The 18685-nt window shown below is 58.5% G+C and carries 18 protein-coding genes and 2 tRNA genes; 16 read left to right on the top strand and 4 right to left on the bottom strand.

Annotation, left to right across the window (positions count from 1 at the left end; translation table 11 throughout):
* Window positions 1-132: 132 nt before the first annotated feature.
* The 13 genes from ybgC to GJ700_RS11585 all read left to right on the top strand — a co-directional run bounded on the left by ybgC (window position 133) and on the right by GJ700_RS11585 (window position 10066).
* On the top strand, window positions 133-537 hold the full coding sequence (ybgC, locus tag GJ700_RS11525) for a tol-pal system-associated acyl-CoA thioesterase (RefSeq protein WP_154373793.1): 405 nt from the start codon (window positions 133-135) through the stop codon (window positions 535-537).
* Between the two features lie 19 nt (window positions 538-556).
* On the top strand, window positions 557-1249 hold the full coding sequence (gene tolQ / locus GJ700_RS11530; protein WP_154373795.1) for a protein TolQ: 693 nt from the start codon (window positions 557-559) through the stop codon (window positions 1247-1249).
* 18 nt (window positions 1250-1267) lie between these two features.
* Window positions 1268-1708 carry an ExbD/TolR family protein gene (locus GJ700_RS11535; RefSeq protein ID WP_229506934.1) on the top strand — a complete coding sequence of 147 codons (441 nt, stop codon included), beginning with the start codon at window positions 1268-1270 and terminating at the stop codon, window positions 1706-1708.
* A gap of 18 nt (window positions 1709-1726) precedes the next feature.
* Complete coding sequence (gene tolA, locus GJ700_RS11540) at window positions 1727-2653, top strand: cell envelope integrity protein TolA (protein ID WP_371867920.1); 927 nt, start codon at window positions 1727-1729, stop codon at window positions 2651-2653.
* Window positions 2654-2660: 7 nt separating this feature from the next.
* On the top strand, window positions 2661-3923 hold the full coding sequence (tolB, locus tag GJ700_RS11545; protein WP_154373799.1) for a Tol-Pal system beta propeller repeat protein TolB: 1263 nt from the start codon (window positions 2661-2663) through the stop codon (window positions 3921-3923).
* A 34-nt stretch (window positions 3924-3957) separates the two neighbouring features.
* The gene (gene pal, locus GJ700_RS11550; RefSeq protein WP_154373801.1) at window positions 3958-4485 is read left to right on the top strand and encodes a peptidoglycan-associated lipoprotein Pal; all 528 of its coding nucleotides are present in this window, start codon (window positions 3958-3960) and stop codon (window positions 4483-4485) included.
* A gap of 94 nt (window positions 4486-4579) precedes the next feature.
* Window positions 4580-5338 (top strand): tol-pal system protein YbgF, encoded by a 759-nt coding sequence (gene ybgF, locus GJ700_RS11555; protein ID WP_154373803.1) that lies wholly within the window; start codon window positions 4580-4582, stop codon window positions 5336-5338.
* Window positions 5339-5416: 78 nt separating this feature from the next.
* A tRNA-Lys gene (locus GJ700_RS11560) sits at window positions 5417-5492 on the top strand.
* Window positions 5493-5520: 28 nt separating this feature from the next.
* Window positions 5521-5596, top strand: a tRNA-Lys gene (locus GJ700_RS11565).
* Window positions 5597-5744: 148 nt separating this feature from the next.
* Complete coding sequence (locus GJ700_RS11570; RefSeq protein ID WP_154373805.1) at window positions 5745-7559, top strand: CHASE2 domain-containing protein; 1815 nt, start codon at window positions 5745-5747, stop codon at window positions 7557-7559.
* Window positions 7556-8059 (top strand): SH3 domain-containing protein, encoded by a 504-nt coding sequence (locus tag GJ700_RS11575; RefSeq protein WP_154373807.1) that lies wholly within the window; start codon window positions 7556-7558, stop codon window positions 8057-8059. Before GJ700_RS11570 ends, GJ700_RS11575 begins: the two co-directional genes overlap by 4 nt.
* Window positions 8056-8931: a M48 family metalloprotease gene (locus GJ700_RS11580; protein WP_154373809.1), complete on the top strand. Its 876-nt coding sequence runs from the start codon at window positions 8056-8058 to the stop codon at window positions 8929-8931. The genes GJ700_RS11575 and GJ700_RS11580 overlap by 4 nt, the downstream gene beginning before the upstream one ends.
* A gap of 295 nt (window positions 8932-9226) precedes the next feature.
* A complete protein-coding gene (locus tag GJ700_RS11585; protein WP_195763863.1) occupies window positions 9227-10066 on the top strand; it encodes a hypothetical protein in 840 nt (279 codons plus the stop codon).
* Between the two features lie 194 nt (window positions 10067-10260).
* Here the strand turns inward: GJ700_RS11585 and GJ700_RS11590 are convergent, their stop codons facing one another.
* The 3 genes from GJ700_RS11590 to GJ700_RS11600 form a co-directional block, all read right to left on the bottom strand.
* Window positions 10261-10971, bottom strand: a complete 711-nt coding sequence (locus tag GJ700_RS11590) for a retron Ec48 family effector membrane protein (RefSeq protein WP_154373811.1) — start codon at window positions 10969-10971, stop codon at window positions 10261-10263.
* Window positions 10964-12160 (bottom strand): reverse transcriptase family protein, encoded by a 1197-nt coding sequence (locus tag GJ700_RS11595; RefSeq protein ID WP_371867921.1) that lies wholly within the window; start codon window positions 12158-12160, stop codon window positions 10964-10966. The genes GJ700_RS11590 and GJ700_RS11595 overlap by 8 nt, the downstream gene beginning before the upstream one ends.
* A gap of 694 nt (window positions 12161-12854) precedes the next feature.
* Window positions 12855-13247, bottom strand: coding sequence for a RidA family protein (locus GJ700_RS11600; RefSeq protein WP_154373813.1), 393 nt, complete (start codon window positions 13245-13247; stop codon window positions 12855-12857).
* Window positions 13248-13363: 116 nt separating this feature from the next.
* Here GJ700_RS11600 and GJ700_RS11605 point away from each other — a divergent pair, with 116 nt between their 5' ends.
* Complete coding sequence (locus tag GJ700_RS11605; RefSeq protein ID WP_154373815.1) at window positions 13364-14269, top strand: LysR family transcriptional regulator; 906 nt, start codon at window positions 13364-13366, stop codon at window positions 14267-14269.
* Window positions 14270-14569: 300 nt separating this feature from the next.
* A complete protein-coding gene (locus GJ700_RS11610; RefSeq protein WP_154373817.1) occupies window positions 14570-14944 on the top strand; it encodes a hypothetical protein in 375 nt (124 codons plus the stop codon).
* A 12-nt stretch (window positions 14945-14956) separates the two neighbouring features.
* On the opposite strand, the gene GJ700_RS11615 is transcribed toward GJ700_RS11610, so the two are convergent.
* Window positions 14957-18067 carry a ligand-binding sensor domain-containing diguanylate cyclase gene (locus tag GJ700_RS11615; protein ID WP_154373819.1) on the bottom strand — a complete coding sequence of 1037 codons (3111 nt, stop codon included), beginning with the start codon at window positions 18065-18067 and terminating at the stop codon, window positions 14957-14959.
* A 258-nt stretch (window positions 18068-18325) separates the two neighbouring features.
* Between GJ700_RS11615 and GJ700_RS11620 the strand changes: the two genes are divergently transcribed.
* Window positions 18326-18670 (top strand): hypothetical protein, encoded by a 345-nt coding sequence (locus GJ700_RS11620; protein ID WP_154373821.1) that lies wholly within the window; start codon window positions 18326-18328, stop codon window positions 18668-18670.
* The last annotated feature ends 15 nt before the right edge of the window (window positions 18671-18685 follow it).

The raw sequence follows: 18685 nt of genomic DNA on the forward strand, positions 1-18685 counted from the left end.
CTCGAATCCGCTCTACTTGGCGCGGTGTCATGTCGCGCCTGTGATTTTCCGTGACTTTTCTCCTTGTTTTGCGCAACCATTGGCGCGATTTCGCGTAGAATGTTGCCCATCCTCACTAGTAGTCAAAATAACATGTCATCAGACTTTATCTGGAATGTCCGTGTCTATTACGAAGACACCGATGCCGGTGGCATTGTTTATTATGCAAATTATCTGAAGTTCTTCGAGCGGGCCCGTACCGAGTGGCTGCGCGCCATGGGCACCAACCAGCACCAACTACTGCAAGAACATGACGTCATGTTCGTTGTAAAGAGTGTCAGCGCTGACTATCATGCGCCTGCAAGGCTGGACGATGTACTAAAATTAACGCTGAGAATCGAAAAGCTGGGCCGTGCTTCCATCCAGTTCGTGCAGGAAGCCTGGAACGGCGAACAATTGCTCAACTCGGCGCGCGTCAAGGTCGGCTGCGTCGATTCTTCCCTGCGTCTACGCACCGTGCCTGATGCCGTGGCGTCCCGGATGCGCGGCGCCGCTTAGTTAATCTGAATCGACAATAATGAACGTCACTCAAGACCTTTCCTTTTTCGCCCTCATCGCCAATGCGCATTTGATCGTGCAATTGATCATGGCGCTGCTGCTGGCAATTTCACTGATCAGCTGGACCTATATTTTCCGCAAGATGTTTGCCGTGCGCGCCGCCCGCAAACAGACGGGCGAATTCGAACGCACGTTCTGGGCCGGCGGCAACTTGCACGCGTTGCACCAGAGCGCCGGCAGCAACCGCGAACAAAGCGGCGCGCTGGCGCGCATCTTCGAAGCCGGCATGGGTGAATTCATCAAAGGCAAGGCCGCTTATGCGTCGAGCCGCGAACCACTGGACATCGGCGTGGTGCTGGACGGCGCCCGCCGCGCCATGCGCGCCGCGTTCCAGCGTGAAATGGATGCGCTCGACAGCCATCTGGCGTTCCTGGCGTCGGTCGGCTCCGTGTCGCCTTACATCGGTCTGCTGGGCACGGTGTGGGGCATCATGAATGCATTCCGCGGTCTGGCCAACGTGCAACAGGCCACCCTGGCCGCAGTGGCGCCCGGCATTGCCGAAGCGCTGATCGCCACCGCCATCGGCCTGTTCGCCGCGATTCCTGCCGTGGTGGCATACAACCGTTTCTCGCACGATATCGACCGCCTGGCCATCCGCTTCGAAAGCTTTGTCGAAGAGTTTTCCAACATCCTGCAGCGCCAGTCGCGCTAAGGTCACAGGTCAGCGTCCATGGGTTCCTCCTTTAACAGCAGCATGCGCGGCAGCCGGGGCGGCCGCAAACTGAAATCGGAAATCAACGTCGTGCCGTACATCGACGTGATGCTGGTGCTGCTCATCATCTTCATGGTGATGCCGTCGACGAACAACCCGTCGCAAGTGGAATTGCCGCAAGCGGAGCGCTCCACCCGCCCGCCGGACAGCTACATCCAGATCAGCATCAAACCGAACAGCGCGATTTCCATCGGCATCCAGGGCAAGGGCCAGGAAGCGCCGGAAACCGCGCCGAACCGCGACGCGGTGATCAAGAAACTGAAAGCGATTCATGAGCAGTACCCGGATTATCCGGTGATGATTGCAGGCGACAAGGAAAGCAAGTACGACGACGTGATCCAGTTGATTTCCGAGTCGAAGAAGATGGGCATACACCGGGTGGGATTGGCAACGAAGTAAGGCATGGTGAGGAACCCCGTGAAACCCGCAACCGCAGGCGGCCCGTACCGCGTGCCGAAGGATGAGCATGGCATACGCTCGCTTGCCATGGCTGCGGCCATGCACGCGGGCTTGCTGCTGTTCCTGTGGATCGGTGTGCACTGGCAAAACAACGAGCCGGTAGCGGTGGAGGCGGAAGTATGGGACATGGCGATCCAGCAGGCTGCGCCGCCACCTCCTCCGCCGGAACCCGAGCCGGAACCGGAACCCGCGCCGCAGCCGCAAGTGGCGCCGCCGCCCCGCCCCGCACCACCAGTGGAAGCACCACCGCCCGCGAAGGAACCGGATATTGCGCTGGAAAAGCGCAAGGCGAAGGAAAAGGCTGAAAAGGAACGGCGTGAAGAAGAAAAACGCCTGGCCAAGCTGAAACAGGAAGAAGACGAGCGTAAAGAGCTTGAAAAGGCGAAGAAACTCGCCGAAAAGAAAGCCGAAGAGAAGAAGCTCGAAGAGAAAAAACTCGCTGAGGAAAAAGCCAGGGAAGAGAAGAAGCAGGCCGAAAAACTTGCCAAGGCCAAGGCGGAAGCGGAACAGAAAAAAGCCGACAAGCGGCGCGAAGCGGAAATGAAACGCCTGGCCGGCGTCCTGGACGCCACCGGCGTGACGGGCACCGCCGCCAAGTCGACGGCGCCGCGCATCGACGCCGGCTACCAGGCGGCGATCCGCGCCAAGGTGCAAAGCAATGTGTCGTATTCCGGCGCCAAGCAAGACGTGGAAGCGGTATTCCGCGTCGCGCAATTGCCGACGGGCGAGATCGTTTCGGTTCGCAAAGTAAAGAGTAGCGGTAATCCGGCTTACGATTCCGCGGTCGAAAACGCCATCAACAAGTCGAGCCCGCTGCCCAAGAAAAAAGACGGCACTGTGGACCGCGACCTGGAACTGGTGTTCAACCTTAAAGATTTGCATTGAAGGTTCTATGAAGACTCTGCACAAAATCATTCTGTACACCGGCCTGCTGGCCGGCCTGAACGCGCACGCGCAATTGCGCGTGGAAATTTCCGGTATCGGCAGCAACCAGATCCCGGTCGCCATCGCCACTTTCGCCGACGAAAACCTGTCGCCGGCCCAGGTGTCGTCCATCATCAAGTCGGACCTGGAGCGCAGCGGCGCCTTCAAGATCATCGACGCCGGCGTCATCGCCAACCCCAACGACGTCGATTTCAGCCAGTGGAAACAGCGCGGCGCCGATGCGCTGGTGGTGGGTTCCGTGCAGGCGCTGGCCAACGGCAGTTTCGATGTGCGCTACAAATTGCTCGACACCGTCAAGGGTTCCAAGCTGTCCCAACTGGACCAATCGGCGCTGCCACAGCATTCGCGCCTGGCCGCCCACAAGATCGCCGACGACGTGTATGAAAAGCTGACCGGCGTGAAAGGCGCGTTCGCCACCCGTATCGCTTACGTCAAACAACTGGGCCGCTCGTACCGCCTGGAAGTGGCGGACGCGGACGGCGAAGGCGTGCAACTGGCGCTGGGCTCGAACGAGCCGATCATTTCGCCGGCCTGGTCGCCGGACGGCACCAAGGTGGCGTACGTATCGTTCGAGCAGAAAAAGCCGGTGGTCTACGTGCACAACCTGATGACGGGCCAGCGCAAGGTCGTGGCCAATGAAAAGGGCAGCAATTCGGCGCCGTCGTGGTCGCCGGATGGCAGCAAGGTGGCCGTGGCGCTGTCGAAAGACGGGCACACCCAGGTGTATGTCGTCAACGCCGACGGCAGCGGCATGCGCCGCGTGTCGAACAGCGCCGGCATCGACACGGAACCGCAATTCTCCGCCGACGGCCAGTACATCTATTTCACCAGCGATCGCAGCGGCGGCCCGCAAATTTATCGCATGAGTGTCAACGGCGGCGATGCCCAGCGAGTTACTTTCGGTGGCAACTACAATATCAGCCCGCGTATTTCCTCGGACGGAAAAACGCTGGCGTACATCTCCCGGCGCGATGGCAACTTCCAGCTCTTTGTACTGGACCTTGCCAGCGGCCAGGAACAACGCCTGTCCGATACCACCAGCGACGAATCGCCCTCGTTCGCACCCAACGGCAAATTCCTGCTATATGCGACCGAATCCGGACGCACGAAATCGCTGGCGGTGGTGTCGGTTGATGGCCGCGTTAAGCAACGCTTGACCGTTCAAGCGGGTAATATCAAGGAGCCCACCTGGGGTCCTTTCATGAAGTGAAGCAGTACTTTATCAACGACCAGGAGAATTACAAATGCGTAACGTTAAAAGCGTAGCAGCCCTCATCGCCGGCGCAGCCCTGCTGTCCGCCTGCTCGACCCCGGTAAAAGAATCCGCACCGGCCCCAGTGGTAGAAAAGCCAGTTGAACAGAAAGCCCCTGTTGCGGACACCCGCCAGGTCGCTCCTGTGCAAACCCAGTCGATCGACCCTCTGGACGATCCAAAAGGCGTGCTGGCTGCCCGCTCGGTGTACTTCGATTTCGACAGCTACGTGGTACGTGAAGACGGCAAGCCAGTGGTGCAGAACCACTCCGGCTACCTGACCAAAAACAAACAGCGCAACATCCTGATCCAGGGTAACACCGACGAACGCGGCGGCGCCGAGTACAACCTGGCCCTGGGCCAGAAGCGTGCTGAAGCTGTGCGCAAATCGATGGCAGCCCTGGGCGTGCCAGAGAGCCAGATCGAAGCCGTTTCGCTGGGCAAGGAAAAGCCAAAGGCTGAAGGCCACAACGAAGAAGCATGGGCGCAAAACCGCCGTGCGGACATCGTCTACAAGTAATCCTGACTTCGTAGCAGCAAGCATGGGCTACACCCGGGGCGGCGCGCAGTTTATACTGCGCCCTGCCCCGTTTCTTTTGAAAGCGCAAAATTAGATGACGACACTCACCAAAGCCGGCCTGGCCGCCGCCGTGCTGGCCGCATTCTCGTACCTGCCGCTGCAGGCAAACGCCGCCCTGTTTGACGATGACGAAGCCCGCAAGGCCATCATCGAGTTGCGCGCCAAAGTGGAAGCCATGCGTACCGAATTCAGCGGACGCATCGACAGCAAGACCGACAAGAGCAGCACGCTGGACCTGGTCAGCCAGCACGAACAGACCATGGCGGAAATCGCCAAGCTGCGCGGCCAGATCGAAGTGCTGGCCAACGAACTGGCCAACGTGCAAAAGCGCCAGAAAGATCTGTACATCGACCTGGACGCCCGCATCCGCAAGCTGGAACCGAAAATGGTGACGGTGGAAGGCAAGCAGGGCACCGTGGACCCGACCGAACAAAAGGCTTATGACGCGGCCGTCCTGCTGCTGAAAGGCGGCGACTACAAGAACGCCGCCATCGCGCTGGGCGACTTCGTGCGCATGTACCCGGATTCGATTTACGCGGCCAACGCCCAATACTTCCTGGGTAATACGTTCTACGTGCAAAAAGATTGCAAGGGCGCGATCCTGGCCCAGCAACTGGTGGTGAAGAACTACCCGGACAGCCCGCGCGCCGCCGACGCGATGCTGAACATCGCCACCTGCCAGACCGAGTTGAAAGCCGTGGCCAACGCCAAGAAAACCCTGACGGACTTGATCAGCAAGTACCCGGACACGCCGCAGGCGCAGGAAGCGCGCGACCGCTTGAAGGGCAAATAAAGCCTTCGTGGCCCAAATAAGTGCTTTCGAGCATTTGACAGGGCCGCCAAGCTTGCCTATAATCTTGCTTCTTTCGACGGGTCGTTAGCTCAGCTGGTAGAGCAGCGGACTTTTAATCCGTTGGTCGCAGGTTCGAATCCCGCACGGCCTACCATTCGAAAGATGCTTGAAAAGTTCACCTTGGGTCGTTAGCTCAGCTGGTAGAGCAGCGGACTTTTAATCCGTTGGTCGCAGGTTCGAATCCCGCACGGCCTACCAAGATTCATCAAGAAAGCCCACGAATTTCGGTTCGTGGGCTTTTTTGTTGCTTTCCCTACTCCATCCGCAATACCCCTTCCTTGATACAAGTCAACCTTTGGTCACGCGCGTATAATTAATTTTCCTATCGGAATTTGCGCCTTCGCAAATGCGCCTGCCCCTGTTCATCCTGATGCTGGCCATTGCAGCTTGCGAGCTGCTCTTTTTGCACGTGCTGACGCCGCTGGAGAACAATGTCCTCGACCGGATGGTGCGCGCCCAGGCGCTCGGCAAAACGCCCTCGCCGGACATCGTGGTGGTCAACATCGACGACCCCAGCCTGGCGCGCATGCAGGATGTCGCCGGCGCCTGGCCGTGGCCGCGCGCCGTGCATGCCGAATTGCTGGCCGGGCTGCAACGCCAGTCGCCGCGCGCGATCGTGTTCGACATCAGCTTTGTGGAGCGCGATGTCTATCGCCCGGAAAGCGACCAGCTGTTCAATGATTCGCTGGCCGGCAGCACCAATGTTTATTTCCCTGTCGTGCGGCTGGACGCCGGCGGCGCCGACGCCAGCCTGCCGGCGGCGGCCATCGCCAACCAGATTGGCCTGATCCGTACCGGCCGGGCCAACCCCGACGCGCGCCTGCGGGTCATGCCGCCCCTGGCCGTGGATCCGAAATACTGGCGCACGGGCAGCATCAATATGCTCAGCGATGCGGACGGCGTGACGCGCCATTACGAGCTGTTCGGCGACCACGATGGCTGGCTGCTGCCCTCCTTGCCCGCGCGTGTTGCTGAAAGCCTCGGCTATGCGGCGCCGCGCCAGCCCAGCATGCTCTTGTCGTGGAGTGGCGGCATGGCAGGCTTCCGCACCATTTCCTACGCCGACCTGTACGAAGACTTCGGACGCGAACATCCGAAACGCCCCGCCAACGAACTGGCCGGGAAAATCGTCATCATCGGCGCCGATGCCACCGGCCTGAACGATCTGCGCCACACGCCGCTCGGCGCCAATTATCCCGGCGTGCAAATCCTGGCCACCGCGCTCGACAATCTCCAGCACGGCAGCATGATGCGCAAGCCGCCGGCATGGCAAGTGCCGGTGGTGCTGATGTTGTCGATGACGGCGCTCTGCGTCCTGTTCGTGCGCGGCGCGCAAGTGCTGCTGATCGGCGCCGGGCTGGCCGCCTTCAGCGCCGTCGTGCTGCTTGGCGTGTACTGGGCCATCGGCCACCTGTGGCTGGTGCCGGCCATCTCGGCCCTGCTGCTGCTATGGATCTACTACATCGCCTGCGCCTTGCAGGCTTATCTCGCCGAACGGCGCAGCCGTCGCCAGGCGGTGCAAATGTTCAGCCGCTTCGTCAATCCCCATGTGGTGCAACAGCTGGTGCAGAACGGCGAGCTGGCGCGCAGCGGCGAAGCGCGCGACATTTCTGTGCTGTTTTCCGATATTCGCGGTTTCACCACGCTGTCCGAAAACCGCAGCCCCCAGGAAGTGGTGGCACTGCTGAACCGCTATTTCACGCTGCAGGTGGAAGTCGTGTTCCGCCATGGCGGTTCGCTCGACAAATTCATCGGCGATTGCATCATGGCTTTCTGGGGCGCGCCGCTGGACGACCCGGACCACGCGCGCCACGCCGTCGAAGCGGCGCTGGAAATGGCCGAAGTGCTGCAGCGCTTCAAAAAGGAAATGGACGCCACGGAGCTTGATTTCGATGTCGGCATCGGCATCCATTCCGGTCCGGCCGTGGTGGGGCTGATCGGTTCCGACCAGCGGCGCGAATACACCGCCATTGGCGACACGGTCAACCTGGCCAGCCGCATCGAAGGCTTGACCAAGGGCGTGACCCGCATTCTGGTGTCGTCGGACACCGTGGAGCGCTGCGGCGACGCTTTCGAATTCACACCGTTCGGCGCATTCGACGTCAAAGGACGGGAGCAGCAAGTATCCCTGTTTGGTCCAAAAGGAGGAGGTGAGCGATGAAGATGACCTTGTACGTGCTGGCCATTGCCAGCAGCGTGTGCCTGCCCGCTACTGCCGCGGAGCAGGCCACCGCGGTACGGCAAACCGATATGAAAGCCAAGCCATTTACCGATGCGGAAACCGTCACCAGCCTGGCCGAGCGCAGCCGCGTCGACGTGCTGAAACGCGAAACCAGCTGGATCGAAGTCAAATCCGCACCGCATACGGGCTGGGTCAAGATGCTCAGCCTGCGTTTCGATGCTCCCACCAATGCGGCCGCCGCCAATGCATCGTCCAATCCCTTCCTGATGTCGATCGGCAAAGGCGGCAGCGGCAGCGTGGCCACCACCGGCGTGCGCGGCCTGAAGGAAGAGCAGCTGATCAACCCGCACCCTAATCCGGCCGCGCTGCAGCAGATGCAGGGCAACGCCGTGAGCGCGGGCGATGCGGCGAAATTTGCCGCCAGCGCCGGGCTGCAAAGCCAGACCGTGAAGTATGTCGCAGTGGGAGGCGCCAAATGAAATCCCTGAAAATCGCGGCGTTATTTGCCGCCACCCTGGCCCTGTGCGCGCCGGCGCAGGCGCAGTTCCAGCTGCCCATGAGCCTGGACGGCGCCAAGGCCCTGCTCAACAAGGGCAAGAACATCGCCGATGCCTTGCGCGAATTCACGCTGGAAGAAGAAGCGGCGCTGGGCGAAGGCATGGCCAGCAACTTGCTGGGCGCCGCTCCTCTGTACAACAATGCGGCGGCGCAGCGCTACGTGAACCAGGTCGGACAGTGGGTCGCGGCACAGGGCGAACGGCCGGAACTGACCTGGCGCTTTGCCGTGCTGGACGATGCCGAAGCCAACGCCTTCGCCGCACCCGGCGGCTACATCTTCATCACGCGCGGCCTGCTGTACGGCCTGCGCAACGAAGCCGAACTGGCCGGCGTGCTGGCGCACGAAGTTGCCCACGTGCTGCGCAAACACCAGCTGGCGGCGATCAAGAAAGCGGCCCGCACCGCGTTGGGCGCGGAATTCCTGGGGGACAAGGTGGAGCAGAAAATGGCCCGCAGCGGCAATGGCCAGTTGACTCCGCTGTTCCGCGAACTGTCCAACATCGGCACGCAACTGTACGTGCGCGGGCTGGACAAGGACGACGAATACGAAGCCGACCGCATGGCCGTGGTGCTGGCCGCGCGCGCCGGCTATAACCCGTACGGCCTGCCATCCGTCCTGCAAACGCTGCAAACGGTCAACGCCGACCATGCCGGCCTGGCGCTGCTGTTCAAAACCCATCCGCCATTCAACGCCCGGCTCGATGCCCTGTCGGTCGCGATGGCGCAAGGTTTCGACGCGTTCGAGCGGCAACCGGACGTGACGGAGCGCTTCAAGACCAGCCTGCGGAAATAACCGGCCGGCCCTTCGGTTAGTTTGCTCAGTTACTAGCGCAGCGGAGTTTTAGTCCGTTGGTCACAATTTCGAATCTCGCACGGACTACCAAGATTCAAGGAAGCCCTCCGCATTTCGATGCGAGGGCTTTTTCTCTTGTTCATTTCTGGTACAGCACTTCGAAGGTACCTACACATGCACTTGCCTCGTTTAGAAAGACTACCGCCAAATTGCACATAGCGATAGGCTAAGCTACTATGGATGCCCGTAGGGTACTACTCCCTTTTCCTAAAACCTCGGCGAGAAGGAACCTGAATTGAGTTCGGAGCTTTCACGAATTAAGGAACGCGCCGCGACGCGTGAAATGGTTAATAAGATCTTCGATAATGCCATCCGCAGCTACTTGATACATTACTCATGTCAATCCTTCTATGAAAATTTCACTGGAGGTTCCCTTCGGGTTACGTCAATCGCAGTACGCAATCTAAAGTCAGGGCAAACCAAGTCGTGGTCTCTGCACAAGTCTGCTGAATTGGCAGGACAGCTAGATAACATCCAGGAAAATATCGACCAGAACGAATATGCGATGCTCGCAGGGTACTTTGAATTTCTGGAAGCCCACCGCGATGCCACGTACATACATTGGAACATGCGCGATGAGAATTTCGGTTTCGCTGCATTAGAACATTGCTTTACCGTCCTGCGTGGTAAACCCTACATACTTAGCGATGACAGAAAATTTGACCTAGCCCGCGAACTGGTTACCCTTTATGGAAGAAATTACGCTCCGCATATCTCCCCAACCGGCCGAAAAGGACGGCTCATGAGTATTGTCGAGCTAAATAGAATCGCCGATATAGATGCCCTACAGGGCGCGGAGGAGGCAGAGGCATATAATCACTCAGAATATCTCCGCCTCCATCGATCAACCTTGCGCAAAGTGGATATTTTTGCAAATATTTTCGACCGTGTACACGGGAAAGACTTGAAGACGAATGCGAATTTTATGGATATATACGGTGTGCATCCTGTAGCAATTATCGAAGTTGCGAAATCTCACCCAGCAGTCACTGCCATAATTTTCTGCGCTACTTTTGGCGTAGCACTCCTAAATTATGGGAAAATATTCACTGCGGTCAAAACTCTTTTCGTATGACAGACTGATCGGATCCCTGTGGGACTGGACAGTTAAAAACTCAAATTACCACCTCCCTTTGGGTCGGATAATGCGGACTGGGTAAATTATTTGCCAGCAGCTAACGCAGGTATCCAGTTCACCCAAACATAACACCGTGACCGTACCCACGTTAGAAACGAACACAGAGGTATTGAGTGAATCACATTCTAGGGTCAAGCATATCCTCGTTGAACAATTTCGTCCAAGTTACTTCCCACGCAAAAAGCGTTATTAACGCATAAAATAAGCGAAAAAACTTGGTCTTCAATTTCATAGTACTCAATGCGAGGCTGTAGCGAAATAGCTACACCTATTAATTTCAAGTGGGCCTTTATCTCCGTTTGGTGAGGCTTATATCGAAATGACTCCCCAGTTGCAGTAGAGGAAAGTTGATTTGCATTGGTGATTTTTAAATTTAATTCTTTAACAAATTCCTTATAATGCTCCGACACCAACATATTCCCCGATTTTGAAAAAGGAAATATTGCATTGTACCAATGAAAAGTATCTATACTAGAAGCATTAATCCTATTTCTTTTTGCAATTTCGTTATTCAAATAAGTTTGAAATGTAGAAAAATGCGAGATATGATTAGCCAGTGCGGAATTTTCTATCGTAGTGAAGTAATTCCATAGCGCCACCAAGATCCCGCCCGCCGTTGCTATCGCAACCAACAAATCAGAAGTTGCCTTCCCTATTAGCAAAGCTCCATCTACACATTCACTGAATTTTTTTATGCACTCAGATCGAAAACACAAGGAGCGCTCCAGCAGGTCGGTAGAAAAAATAGTGGCACCCAAACTAATTAATGCAAATCCGTAACCCAAAATTGCTATTAAAAAAATTGCTCTCAGCAAGATTTTGAATTTTGATATTCTATTCATATTTTGACCTAAGCGGCTTCAGTCTCTTCCTTAATTCTTTCGAAATTCCGGGAAATGACCTTTTGAGGATATTCAGCCTTTCATGGGCAAGATAGTATCGTTTTGAAAACCAAAACGTACCGCGCTTGGTAGGATAATCTCTTTCCAATCGCGTAATAATTTTGATAGTCCGTTCAATGTCTTTCGGTGACGGCAGAGGCATTACCTTCCGAAGACGATTTACCAATACCGAGTGCTGCTGATGGCCTACACGACTTAGTTTATTCACCCTCCCCATACAACGGTTAAAGTCACGGCGATATGGATGAGTAGTCCTGTAATTAGGCTCGCTTGCCATTAGTTCTATGCTATGCACAGCGGCGCGGATCTTCCGAACCTCGTCTCCAGGCAAACGCGGCTCCTTAAACGCCACCCTAAGGCCATGAACGGTTAGAGGTACAGTGGAATTGTATTGAATACGCGTTTTGGACGAATTCATCGGCAAGTCCATATCGATTAGCATCTCTTCAATGAGCGCTTTCGCATAGTCGAAGTTGTACCCTGCAAGACGCGATGAGACAGTAATATCGTCCACAAGCCTGGTGTAGCGAAGATTCTTTTTCAAAAGTCTTTCTACAACTTTCCCCTCAACCTCATACAAAGACAATGTTGCAAGATAACTGGAAGTTAGAGCTCCTTGAATCAAGTTATCATTATGACAGCAAATTTCAGCCAAAATATTAGAAACTTCCGTGCTATACTTGAAAAATTCACAAAATATTTTCGATATTTTAGTTATGTGAATATTATCAAAAAAATTTGCAATATCTATACTTAATATACTCTTTGCCTCACAATGGACCCTAGCACAAGCAACATAATCCTTTTCGTGCTCGATGCGTTCACTGTCCAACTGGTTGGGGATGCTTCCAAAGATGTGGTCAGGCCAACTTACTACAGATTGCCTTGAAAGAATTCTCTTATTTATTCTTCTTTGAATACGCCTCAGTCGAAAATGCGGGTTGTGAACTACCCGCATCGTCCCATCTTTTTTAGGTATCTGGGATGCGATATAACGTTCACCGTTGGGAATTGAACGGACCTCGTTGAGCTCCTCGAGGGTGATACTTAATGCCGAGCAAAGATTCTCGACAGTGATGATCGATTCAGTGGAAACTTTAACTGGATTTAACTGAGGAACTGTGGGCACTGTGAAAATATAGGATTAGCCAGCTCATACAATAGAGCGCAGGGAAAAATAAAGCCTCCGTCGATTTATCGCTGGCAACTGCCACTTTTCCCATGGCCAAGCCTATCGTCCATCTCTCCTCGGGGTCAGAGGAGAGGAGAGTGCGAGCCCTCCCCACGTGCCTTACAGGTCGCCCCATAAAGCGCTCGTTTCCGAGCATCTTCCAGCGATAACATATATCTCACGACTGCGGCAAATGAGCGGTACGCTCACGCAGAATTAGTATTACTAATTTTTTCCATATCATCAACAAACAATTCGTTCCAGAACCAAAAACACAACACATGGTCACGGCAAAACCTGTCCCTGCCATCACCATCAACACAAGCCGATGTAACTTGCCGTCTATAGCCCCATTGCAAACGTGCAAGGCGTGCTCTAGTCATCTCCGACTAAACAAGTCTGGGTGCCTGTTCCAAGTTTAGTTCCACCGAAAATAATACATTTATGCAGAAACTCGCATTCCATAGGGAAATTGACTCGTCGGTGAGCTAAAATCCCTTTAGGCAACACTACGCACTTTTACTCGGTTGGTCTTCGGTTCGAATCCGGTACCAACTCCCAAGATACAGCAAAAAAGCCCACGAACTTCGGTTCGGGAGCTTTTTCCAGCCGCTCTCCGATCACAGCGGGACGAATAGAAGCGCAGAGATAGTCAGCCGGGAATCCTGGCGATGACCTTGATCTCGAAGTCGAACCCTGCCAGCCAGTTGACGCCTACGGCGGTCCAGTTCGGATAAGGTGCGGCTGGAAAAATCTCGTCCTTCACCGCCAGGACCGTGGCGAACTGCTTTTCGGGATCCGTGTGGAAAGTCGTCACGTCAACGATATCGCCAAGCCCGCATCCCCCCGCCTCCAGGGTTGCCTTCAGATTCTCAAACGCCAGGCGTACCTGGGCCTCGAATTCCGGTTCCGGCGCGCCGTCAGTCCGGCTGCCGACCTGGCCGGATACGAACAGCAAATCCACTGAACGGATCGCGGCTGAATATTTATGGGCTGCGTACAGTTCGTGCCGCCCGGCTGGGAAAATGGTGTCGCGCGTTTTCATATATTGGCTCCTGGTGTTGGTACGTGCGAGTACTATAGCCCCGCCTATCATTCGGATAAACGGCAAAACGACTGCTACACTGTTTGGAAAATCCAAACTATTGGCGGAGCTGTCGGATGGACAAACTGGAAGGCATGCGGACATTTGTCCGGGTTGCAGAGGCTGGCAGCTTTACCAAGGCCGCCGAAACGCTGAATGTGAGCAAGACCACGGTCACGCAATTGGTCCAGCAACTGGAAGCCAACCTGCGCATAAAGCTGCTCAACAGGACGACCCGCAAAGTGAACTTGACGACGGCCGGCGCCGCTTATTACGAGCGCGTGGTTCGCCTGCTGGCCGAACTGGACGACATCGAAAACAATATCTTCAGCGACGCCACCGCGCCGCGCGGCCTGCTGCGGGTGGATGTGCCGAGCCCGTTTGCCAACATCATCCTGGTGCCGGCGCTGCCTGAATTCCACGCGCGTTTCCCGGAAATCCAGCTCGATATCGGCGCCAGCGACCGCAAGGTCGACTTGATTGGCGACAATGTCGATTGCGTGGTGCGCGGCGGTGAAATTGAAGATGGATCGCTCGTTGCGCGACGCGTCGCCGACCTGCAATTGGGTGTGTACGCCGCCCCGTCGTACCTGGACCAGGCGGGAACGCCGGTGCATCCCGACGATTTGCACGGCCCCGGCCACCGTATCGTCCATTACCGCTGGCAAAACGGTTTGCCCTATGCAATGGAGAAAGCAGGCGAACGCGTCAAGGTCGCAGGCCGCTACTTCGTCGCGATCGATGACGGCAATGCGTATCTGACCGCAGGGCTGGCCGGGCTTGGCGCGTTATGGCTGCCGCAATACATGGCCAGGGCGCATGTCGCCAGCGGCGCACTCGTGCCGCTGTTCACGGACTGGCGCATCGAGCCGATGCCGCTTCACGTGGCGTATCCACCCGACCGCTATGTCCGCAAGCAGCTTCGCGTGTTCATTGATTGGATCATCGAACTGGCGGCGCGGCATGAACTACAACGGCATTAGCTGCAGCCTACGTTGACGGCCCCCCCCACAAACCCTCTCATATACGCCGTCGCCAGACGGCGTTATTCATTTTCGCATATACCAATCTGTTGCACCGCAGCAATCCCCGTTTTATAATGGCACCTCCTCCCGGATCCCCAGTTGCCAGCGCAACAGGCTTTTTCCGCAGCCGTGGCACAGCTTCCTTCGCCCGCCCGGCCTATTCCAGCAGTAACAGAAACAGCAGTGCCGCAGCAGGCTGGCGCGCTGTCTTCGACGCAGTGTCGTATTACCCGTCTATTTCTAATTGAGAGAATAACCATGTTCAGCTTATCGAAGCGGATGATCCGCCGTATTGCCATCGTTTTCGCCATCGCCACCGTATCGGCGGCGTGCACCACCACCCAGGTTGCCGTGGCCCCTGCCGCAGCCGGCTTGCCGGAATCGGCCACCGCCACGTTGCACATCAACGCCAACAACACGGCTGCAAGCATTGCCGTCATCTACGACCAGGAAGGCAACGTGGTGCGCCGCGCCAGCTACTGGACCGACAACCTGCGGGAAGTCACGGTCCGTCCCGGCCTGTATGAAGTGGTGCTGCGCGTCGATGGCACGTATCCCGAACTGGCATCCTATCCGCGCATCGTGATCAATGTGCAGGCTGGCGAGCGCCACGAACTCCCGGGCCGCGCCTGAGTCGCCAAGCGGTCACTGCTGCGCCGCCTTGAGGCGGGAGCCTTCAATCACGGCCCCGCCCTTCTCCCGCCAGTCGGCCAGCGGCAAGCGCAATAACTTGCGCAAGCCTTCCTGGTCGCGAATCTCCAACGCCGTCACGCCACACCAGCCATTGCGCCCGCTGTTCTTCACCACATACAGGGCCGCATCGGCGATCTCCGTCACCGCTTGCCAGTCCGCCACCTGCGGCGCCTGGCGCGCGGGCGGGAAGCAGGCATAACCGATCGAACACGTCCTGGCCAACTCCGTCCCGCCGGGCAGCACGAACGGCGCGTCGGCGACAGCCGCGCGCGCCCGCTCCGCCAGGGTCGCCGCTTTCCTCCGATGGGTGCCGCGCGCCACCACCAGGAATTCTTCGCCGCCCCAGCGGATCACAAAATCGCTTTCGCGGAAGGTGCTGAGCAAACGCTGCCGCATCTGGCACAGCACGGCGTCGCCTGCCGCATGGCCATGCTGGTCGTTGACGTGCTTGAAATAATCGATATCGATCAGGAAGAAGATCAGGTCAGCGTTATCGGGCGGCTCGACGCCGTCGCGCAGGCAGTCGTCGTGGCGGCGCACCGATTGCACGATGTCCGCCTCGATGTGCTCGGACAGGAAGCGGCGGTTGTGCAAGCCCGTTAAAGGATCGGTCAGGCTGGCCAGCTCCAGCGCCACCGATACTTCCTGCAACTGCACCGTCCGTTCCGCGACGCGCGACTCCAGTTCCTCTTCGCGGCGGCGCAGGCGCAATGTGCGCCATTGCACCAGCCCCATCACGGCGGCGCTCGCCAGCGCCAGCATGCCCAGCCGGCCCCACCACGTTTCCCACCACGCGGGCAATACCGTGACCCTGAGCGACGCCACCGCATCGCTCCAGGCGCCATTGCGGTTGCTGCCCTGCACCTGCAGCGTGTAATCGCCCGGCGGCAGGTTGTCATAACTGGCCACACGCAGGTTCGCACCCGCCGCGCGCCAGCCAGGATCGTAGCCCAGCAAGCGGTAACGGTAGTGGTTGCGTTCGGGCGCGCTGTAGTCCAGCGCGGAAAATTCGGCGCGGAACGTGCGCTGCTGCGGCGCAATGCGCAGTGCATCCTTCCGCGTCAAGGGCAACACTGCGGGCTGGCCGCCGACCGACAGCGCCGTCAGCACCACGGGCGGCCGGTAAGCCCAGCTGACATACTTGTCCGGCTCCACCACCAGCAGTCCGGCGGCGCCGCCGAACAGCATGCGGCCGTCGCGCAACTGCGCATAGGCGCGAAACCAGCCGGTACCGAAATCCACGCCATCCGCGACACTGAATTCGTCGTAACGCTGTTCGGCGGGATAAAACACGCCCCGGTGGGTCCAGATCCTGCCTGACACGTCGCGCAGCAGATTGGCGCCAATCGCATGGCCATCCGGCCCCTTGCTGTCGAAGGCCAGCGTATAGCGCGCCTGGCGGCCATCGAAGCGGTCAACCCGGAAGCGGCCGATGTCGGAATCGATCCACAGCCCGTCGCCATCGGCCAACATGCCTTTGACGGCGGAATTGGCGTCGGCGGGATTCGGCACGGACTGCACTTTGTGCGCCACGCCGGTGGCGCCGTCGATCCAGAACAGGCCGGCGGCATGGCCGATCCACGTCCGTCCGGATGCATCCCGCGCCAAGGCATCGACGCTGCCCAGCAACGGGCCGCCTTTCGCCTGCATCACCGGTACCAGTGCCGCAGCGCCTGGATTCCGGCGCAGCAATCCATTGCGGGTCGCAATCCATAACCCGCCCTCCGGGTCCGGCAGCAAACGGCGTGCACGGCCGCCAGGCGCATCGTAAGCGCGGAGAAAGCGGCGGTCCGCACCGAATTCATACAGGCCGTCGTCGGCGCCGACCCACACGTGGTCGTCCGCCCCCTGCGCCACCGCCCCCACCGGCACGGCGGACGCGCCGCCGCCCAGCCACCGGCCGGGCAAGACGATATCGCCCCTCACCTGCAATGACTGGTCCAGCACCGTCACCCCACGGTCGGCGCGTCCCAGCCAGATCTCGCCATTGCGCATTTCAGCGATACTGCGGATGCTGATCTCGGCCCACGGATCATCCAACACCGGCACGTGAACGGAAATGCCCGGCAGCGGCGGGACATGGCGCTGCACACCGCCGCCGTAGGTGCCGACAAACAGCACGCCGGAACGGTCGCGCACGATGCTGCGCACGTCCGACGCGGCCAGTGAACCTTCCCGTCCCCGCATATGGCGCACCTGCCGCAACAAGGCGCCATCGGTGGCGGCGCGGATTTCAATGCCATTCGAGCGCCCGATCCACAGCTCGCTGGCGCCGGCGCCGGCGATGGCATGGACGGCGCCGGCCTGCCCGCTCTCGCCATCGGTCAGCCAGTCCACGCGGCCGGATACCGGATCCACGATCAGCAGCGCGCCGCTGACAGTGCCCGCCCACACCCGTCCGGCGTTGTCTTCGTACAGTTGGACCACCACGTGCCGCGCCAGCCGGGCCTCATCGCCGGCATCGCTCAACACCCGCGTAAAACCGGTGCTGCCGCGCGCCATGCGCGCCAGGCCTTTCGGCCCGCCGATCCACAGGTCGCCACGGCTGTCGAGCAGCAGGGATTCCACGCGGTCGTCCGGCACACCGCCATTGCCGGCACGGTGGTGTTCAAATTTGCGCGTGACGGGATCGTAATGATCCAATCCGCCATCGGTCAGCGCGATCCACAATCCCTGCGCGCCGTCGAACGCGATGACCCGGACGATGCCTGCCCCGACGGAATTCAGGTTGGCCGCATCGTGCCGGAAAAACTCAGAGCGGCCCGTGCGCGGGTCCAGCGCCACCAGGCCGACCGCGGCCAGCCCCAGCCAGAGCCGCCCGTCGGGACCAGGCGCAATGGCCGAGACCGAACTGATCACCTCGGGGTCACCCGGGCTCTTTCTGATGGGGAATCGGACAAAATCGTAGGCGTCGAAGCGGGCGATGCCGGTCGCGCCGCCGGCCCAGATATAGCCTTGTGCATCCTGCGCCACCGCCGTGACGACGCCATCCATGATGCTGTTGTTGGTGAGCGTCTGGATGAACTTCAGTTCGGACTGCTGCGGGGGAGCGGCCCATGCCAAGGAAGCCTGGAAAAACGCAGCGCACAACCACAGTCGGACCCACTGCACCACGCAGATCCTGGTCCCGGTTACGTGCAACTGGTTTGCAGTCTTCAATTTCCCTCCGCAGGGGGTGGCCGCCGCCCCTTATATTAGTGCTTTCGTGACAATGTGTGAATTTATCAATGCAGCGGACGTTGTATAGTTCGCGCCTTCGATTTTCTTGCAATTTGAATAAGACTCACGCCCTGTTTCCCCCGTATCAAACCCCGTGCCGCATTGGTCAGCCTGGCGATTGCCACCGGCACGGGTTTGAGCTACCAGTGGCAGCGCGACGGCGTCAACGTTGCGAACGCCACCGGCAGCAGTTATACGCTGGGCAGCGTCCAGACGACAGACGACGGCAGCCGCTGGACGGTCGTGGTCACCGGCGCCGGCGGCGCCGTGACCAGTACGGCGGCGCTGCGGATCGTCAGGCCCGCGGCAGGCATTTCGATGGTTGCCGGCGGCCTGGGCGGCGTGGGCAATGCGGATGGTCCGGTCGGCCGCCTGACGCAGCCCAACGCCATCGCGGTCGACCAGGCCGGCATCGGTCTGGCTGAACGACATGCAGCGTGGGCGTAGTGACCGGCCTGACGT

The organism is Pseudoduganella rivuli (assembly GCF_009674485.1).
GTDB lineage: Bacteria > Pseudomonadota > Gammaproteobacteria > Burkholderiales > Burkholderiaceae_D > Rugamonas > Rugamonas rivuli_B.

What these genes read in the sequence shown, in the direction of transcription:
- GJ700_RS11580 (WP_154373809.1), top strand. Translation starts at nt 8,056, where the DNA reads ATGAAATCCCTGAAAATCGCGGCGTTATTTGCCGCCACCCTGGCCCTG.
- ybgC (WP_154373793.1), top strand. Translation starts at nt 133, where the DNA reads ATGTCATCAGACTTTATCTGGAATGTCCGTGTCTATTACGAAGACACC.
- tolB (WP_154373799.1), top strand. Translation starts at nt 2,661, where the DNA reads ATGAAGACTCTGCACAAAATCATTCTGTACACCGGCCTGCTGGCCGGC.
- GJ700_RS11590 (WP_154373811.1), bottom strand. Translation starts at nt 10,971, where the DNA reads ATGAATAGAATATCAAAATTCAAAATCTTGCTGAGAGCAATTTTTTTA.
- GJ700_RS11570 (WP_154373805.1), top strand. Translation starts at nt 5,745, where the DNA reads ATGCGCCTGCCCCTGTTCATCCTGATGCTGGCCATTGCAGCTTGCGAG.
- GJ700_RS11535 (WP_229506934.1), top strand. Translation starts at nt 1,268, where the DNA reads ATGGGTTCCTCCTTTAACAGCAGCATGCGCGGCAGCCGGGGCGGCCGC.
- GJ700_RS11575 (WP_154373807.1), top strand. Translation starts at nt 7,556, where the DNA reads ATGAAGATGACCTTGTACGTGCTGGCCATTGCCAGCAGCGTGTGCCTG.
- GJ700_RS11600 (WP_154373813.1), bottom strand. Translation starts at nt 13,247, where the DNA reads ATGAAAACGCGCGACACCATTTTCCCAGCCGGGCGGCACGAACTGTAC.
- ybgF (WP_154373803.1), top strand. Translation starts at nt 4,580, where the DNA reads ATGACGACACTCACCAAAGCCGGCCTGGCCGCCGCCGTGCTGGCCGCA.
- pal (WP_154373801.1), top strand. Translation starts at nt 3,958, where the DNA reads ATGCGTAACGTTAAAAGCGTAGCAGCCCTCATCGCCGGCGCAGCCCTG.
- GJ700_RS11605 (WP_154373815.1), top strand. Translation starts at nt 13,364, where the DNA reads ATGGACAAACTGGAAGGCATGCGGACATTTGTCCGGGTTGCAGAGGCT.
- GJ700_RS11610 (WP_154373817.1), top strand. Translation starts at nt 14,570, where the DNA reads ATGTTCAGCTTATCGAAGCGGATGATCCGCCGTATTGCCATCGTTTTC.
- tolQ (WP_154373795.1), top strand. Translation starts at nt 557, where the DNA reads ATGAACGTCACTCAAGACCTTTCCTTTTTCGCCCTCATCGCCAATGCG.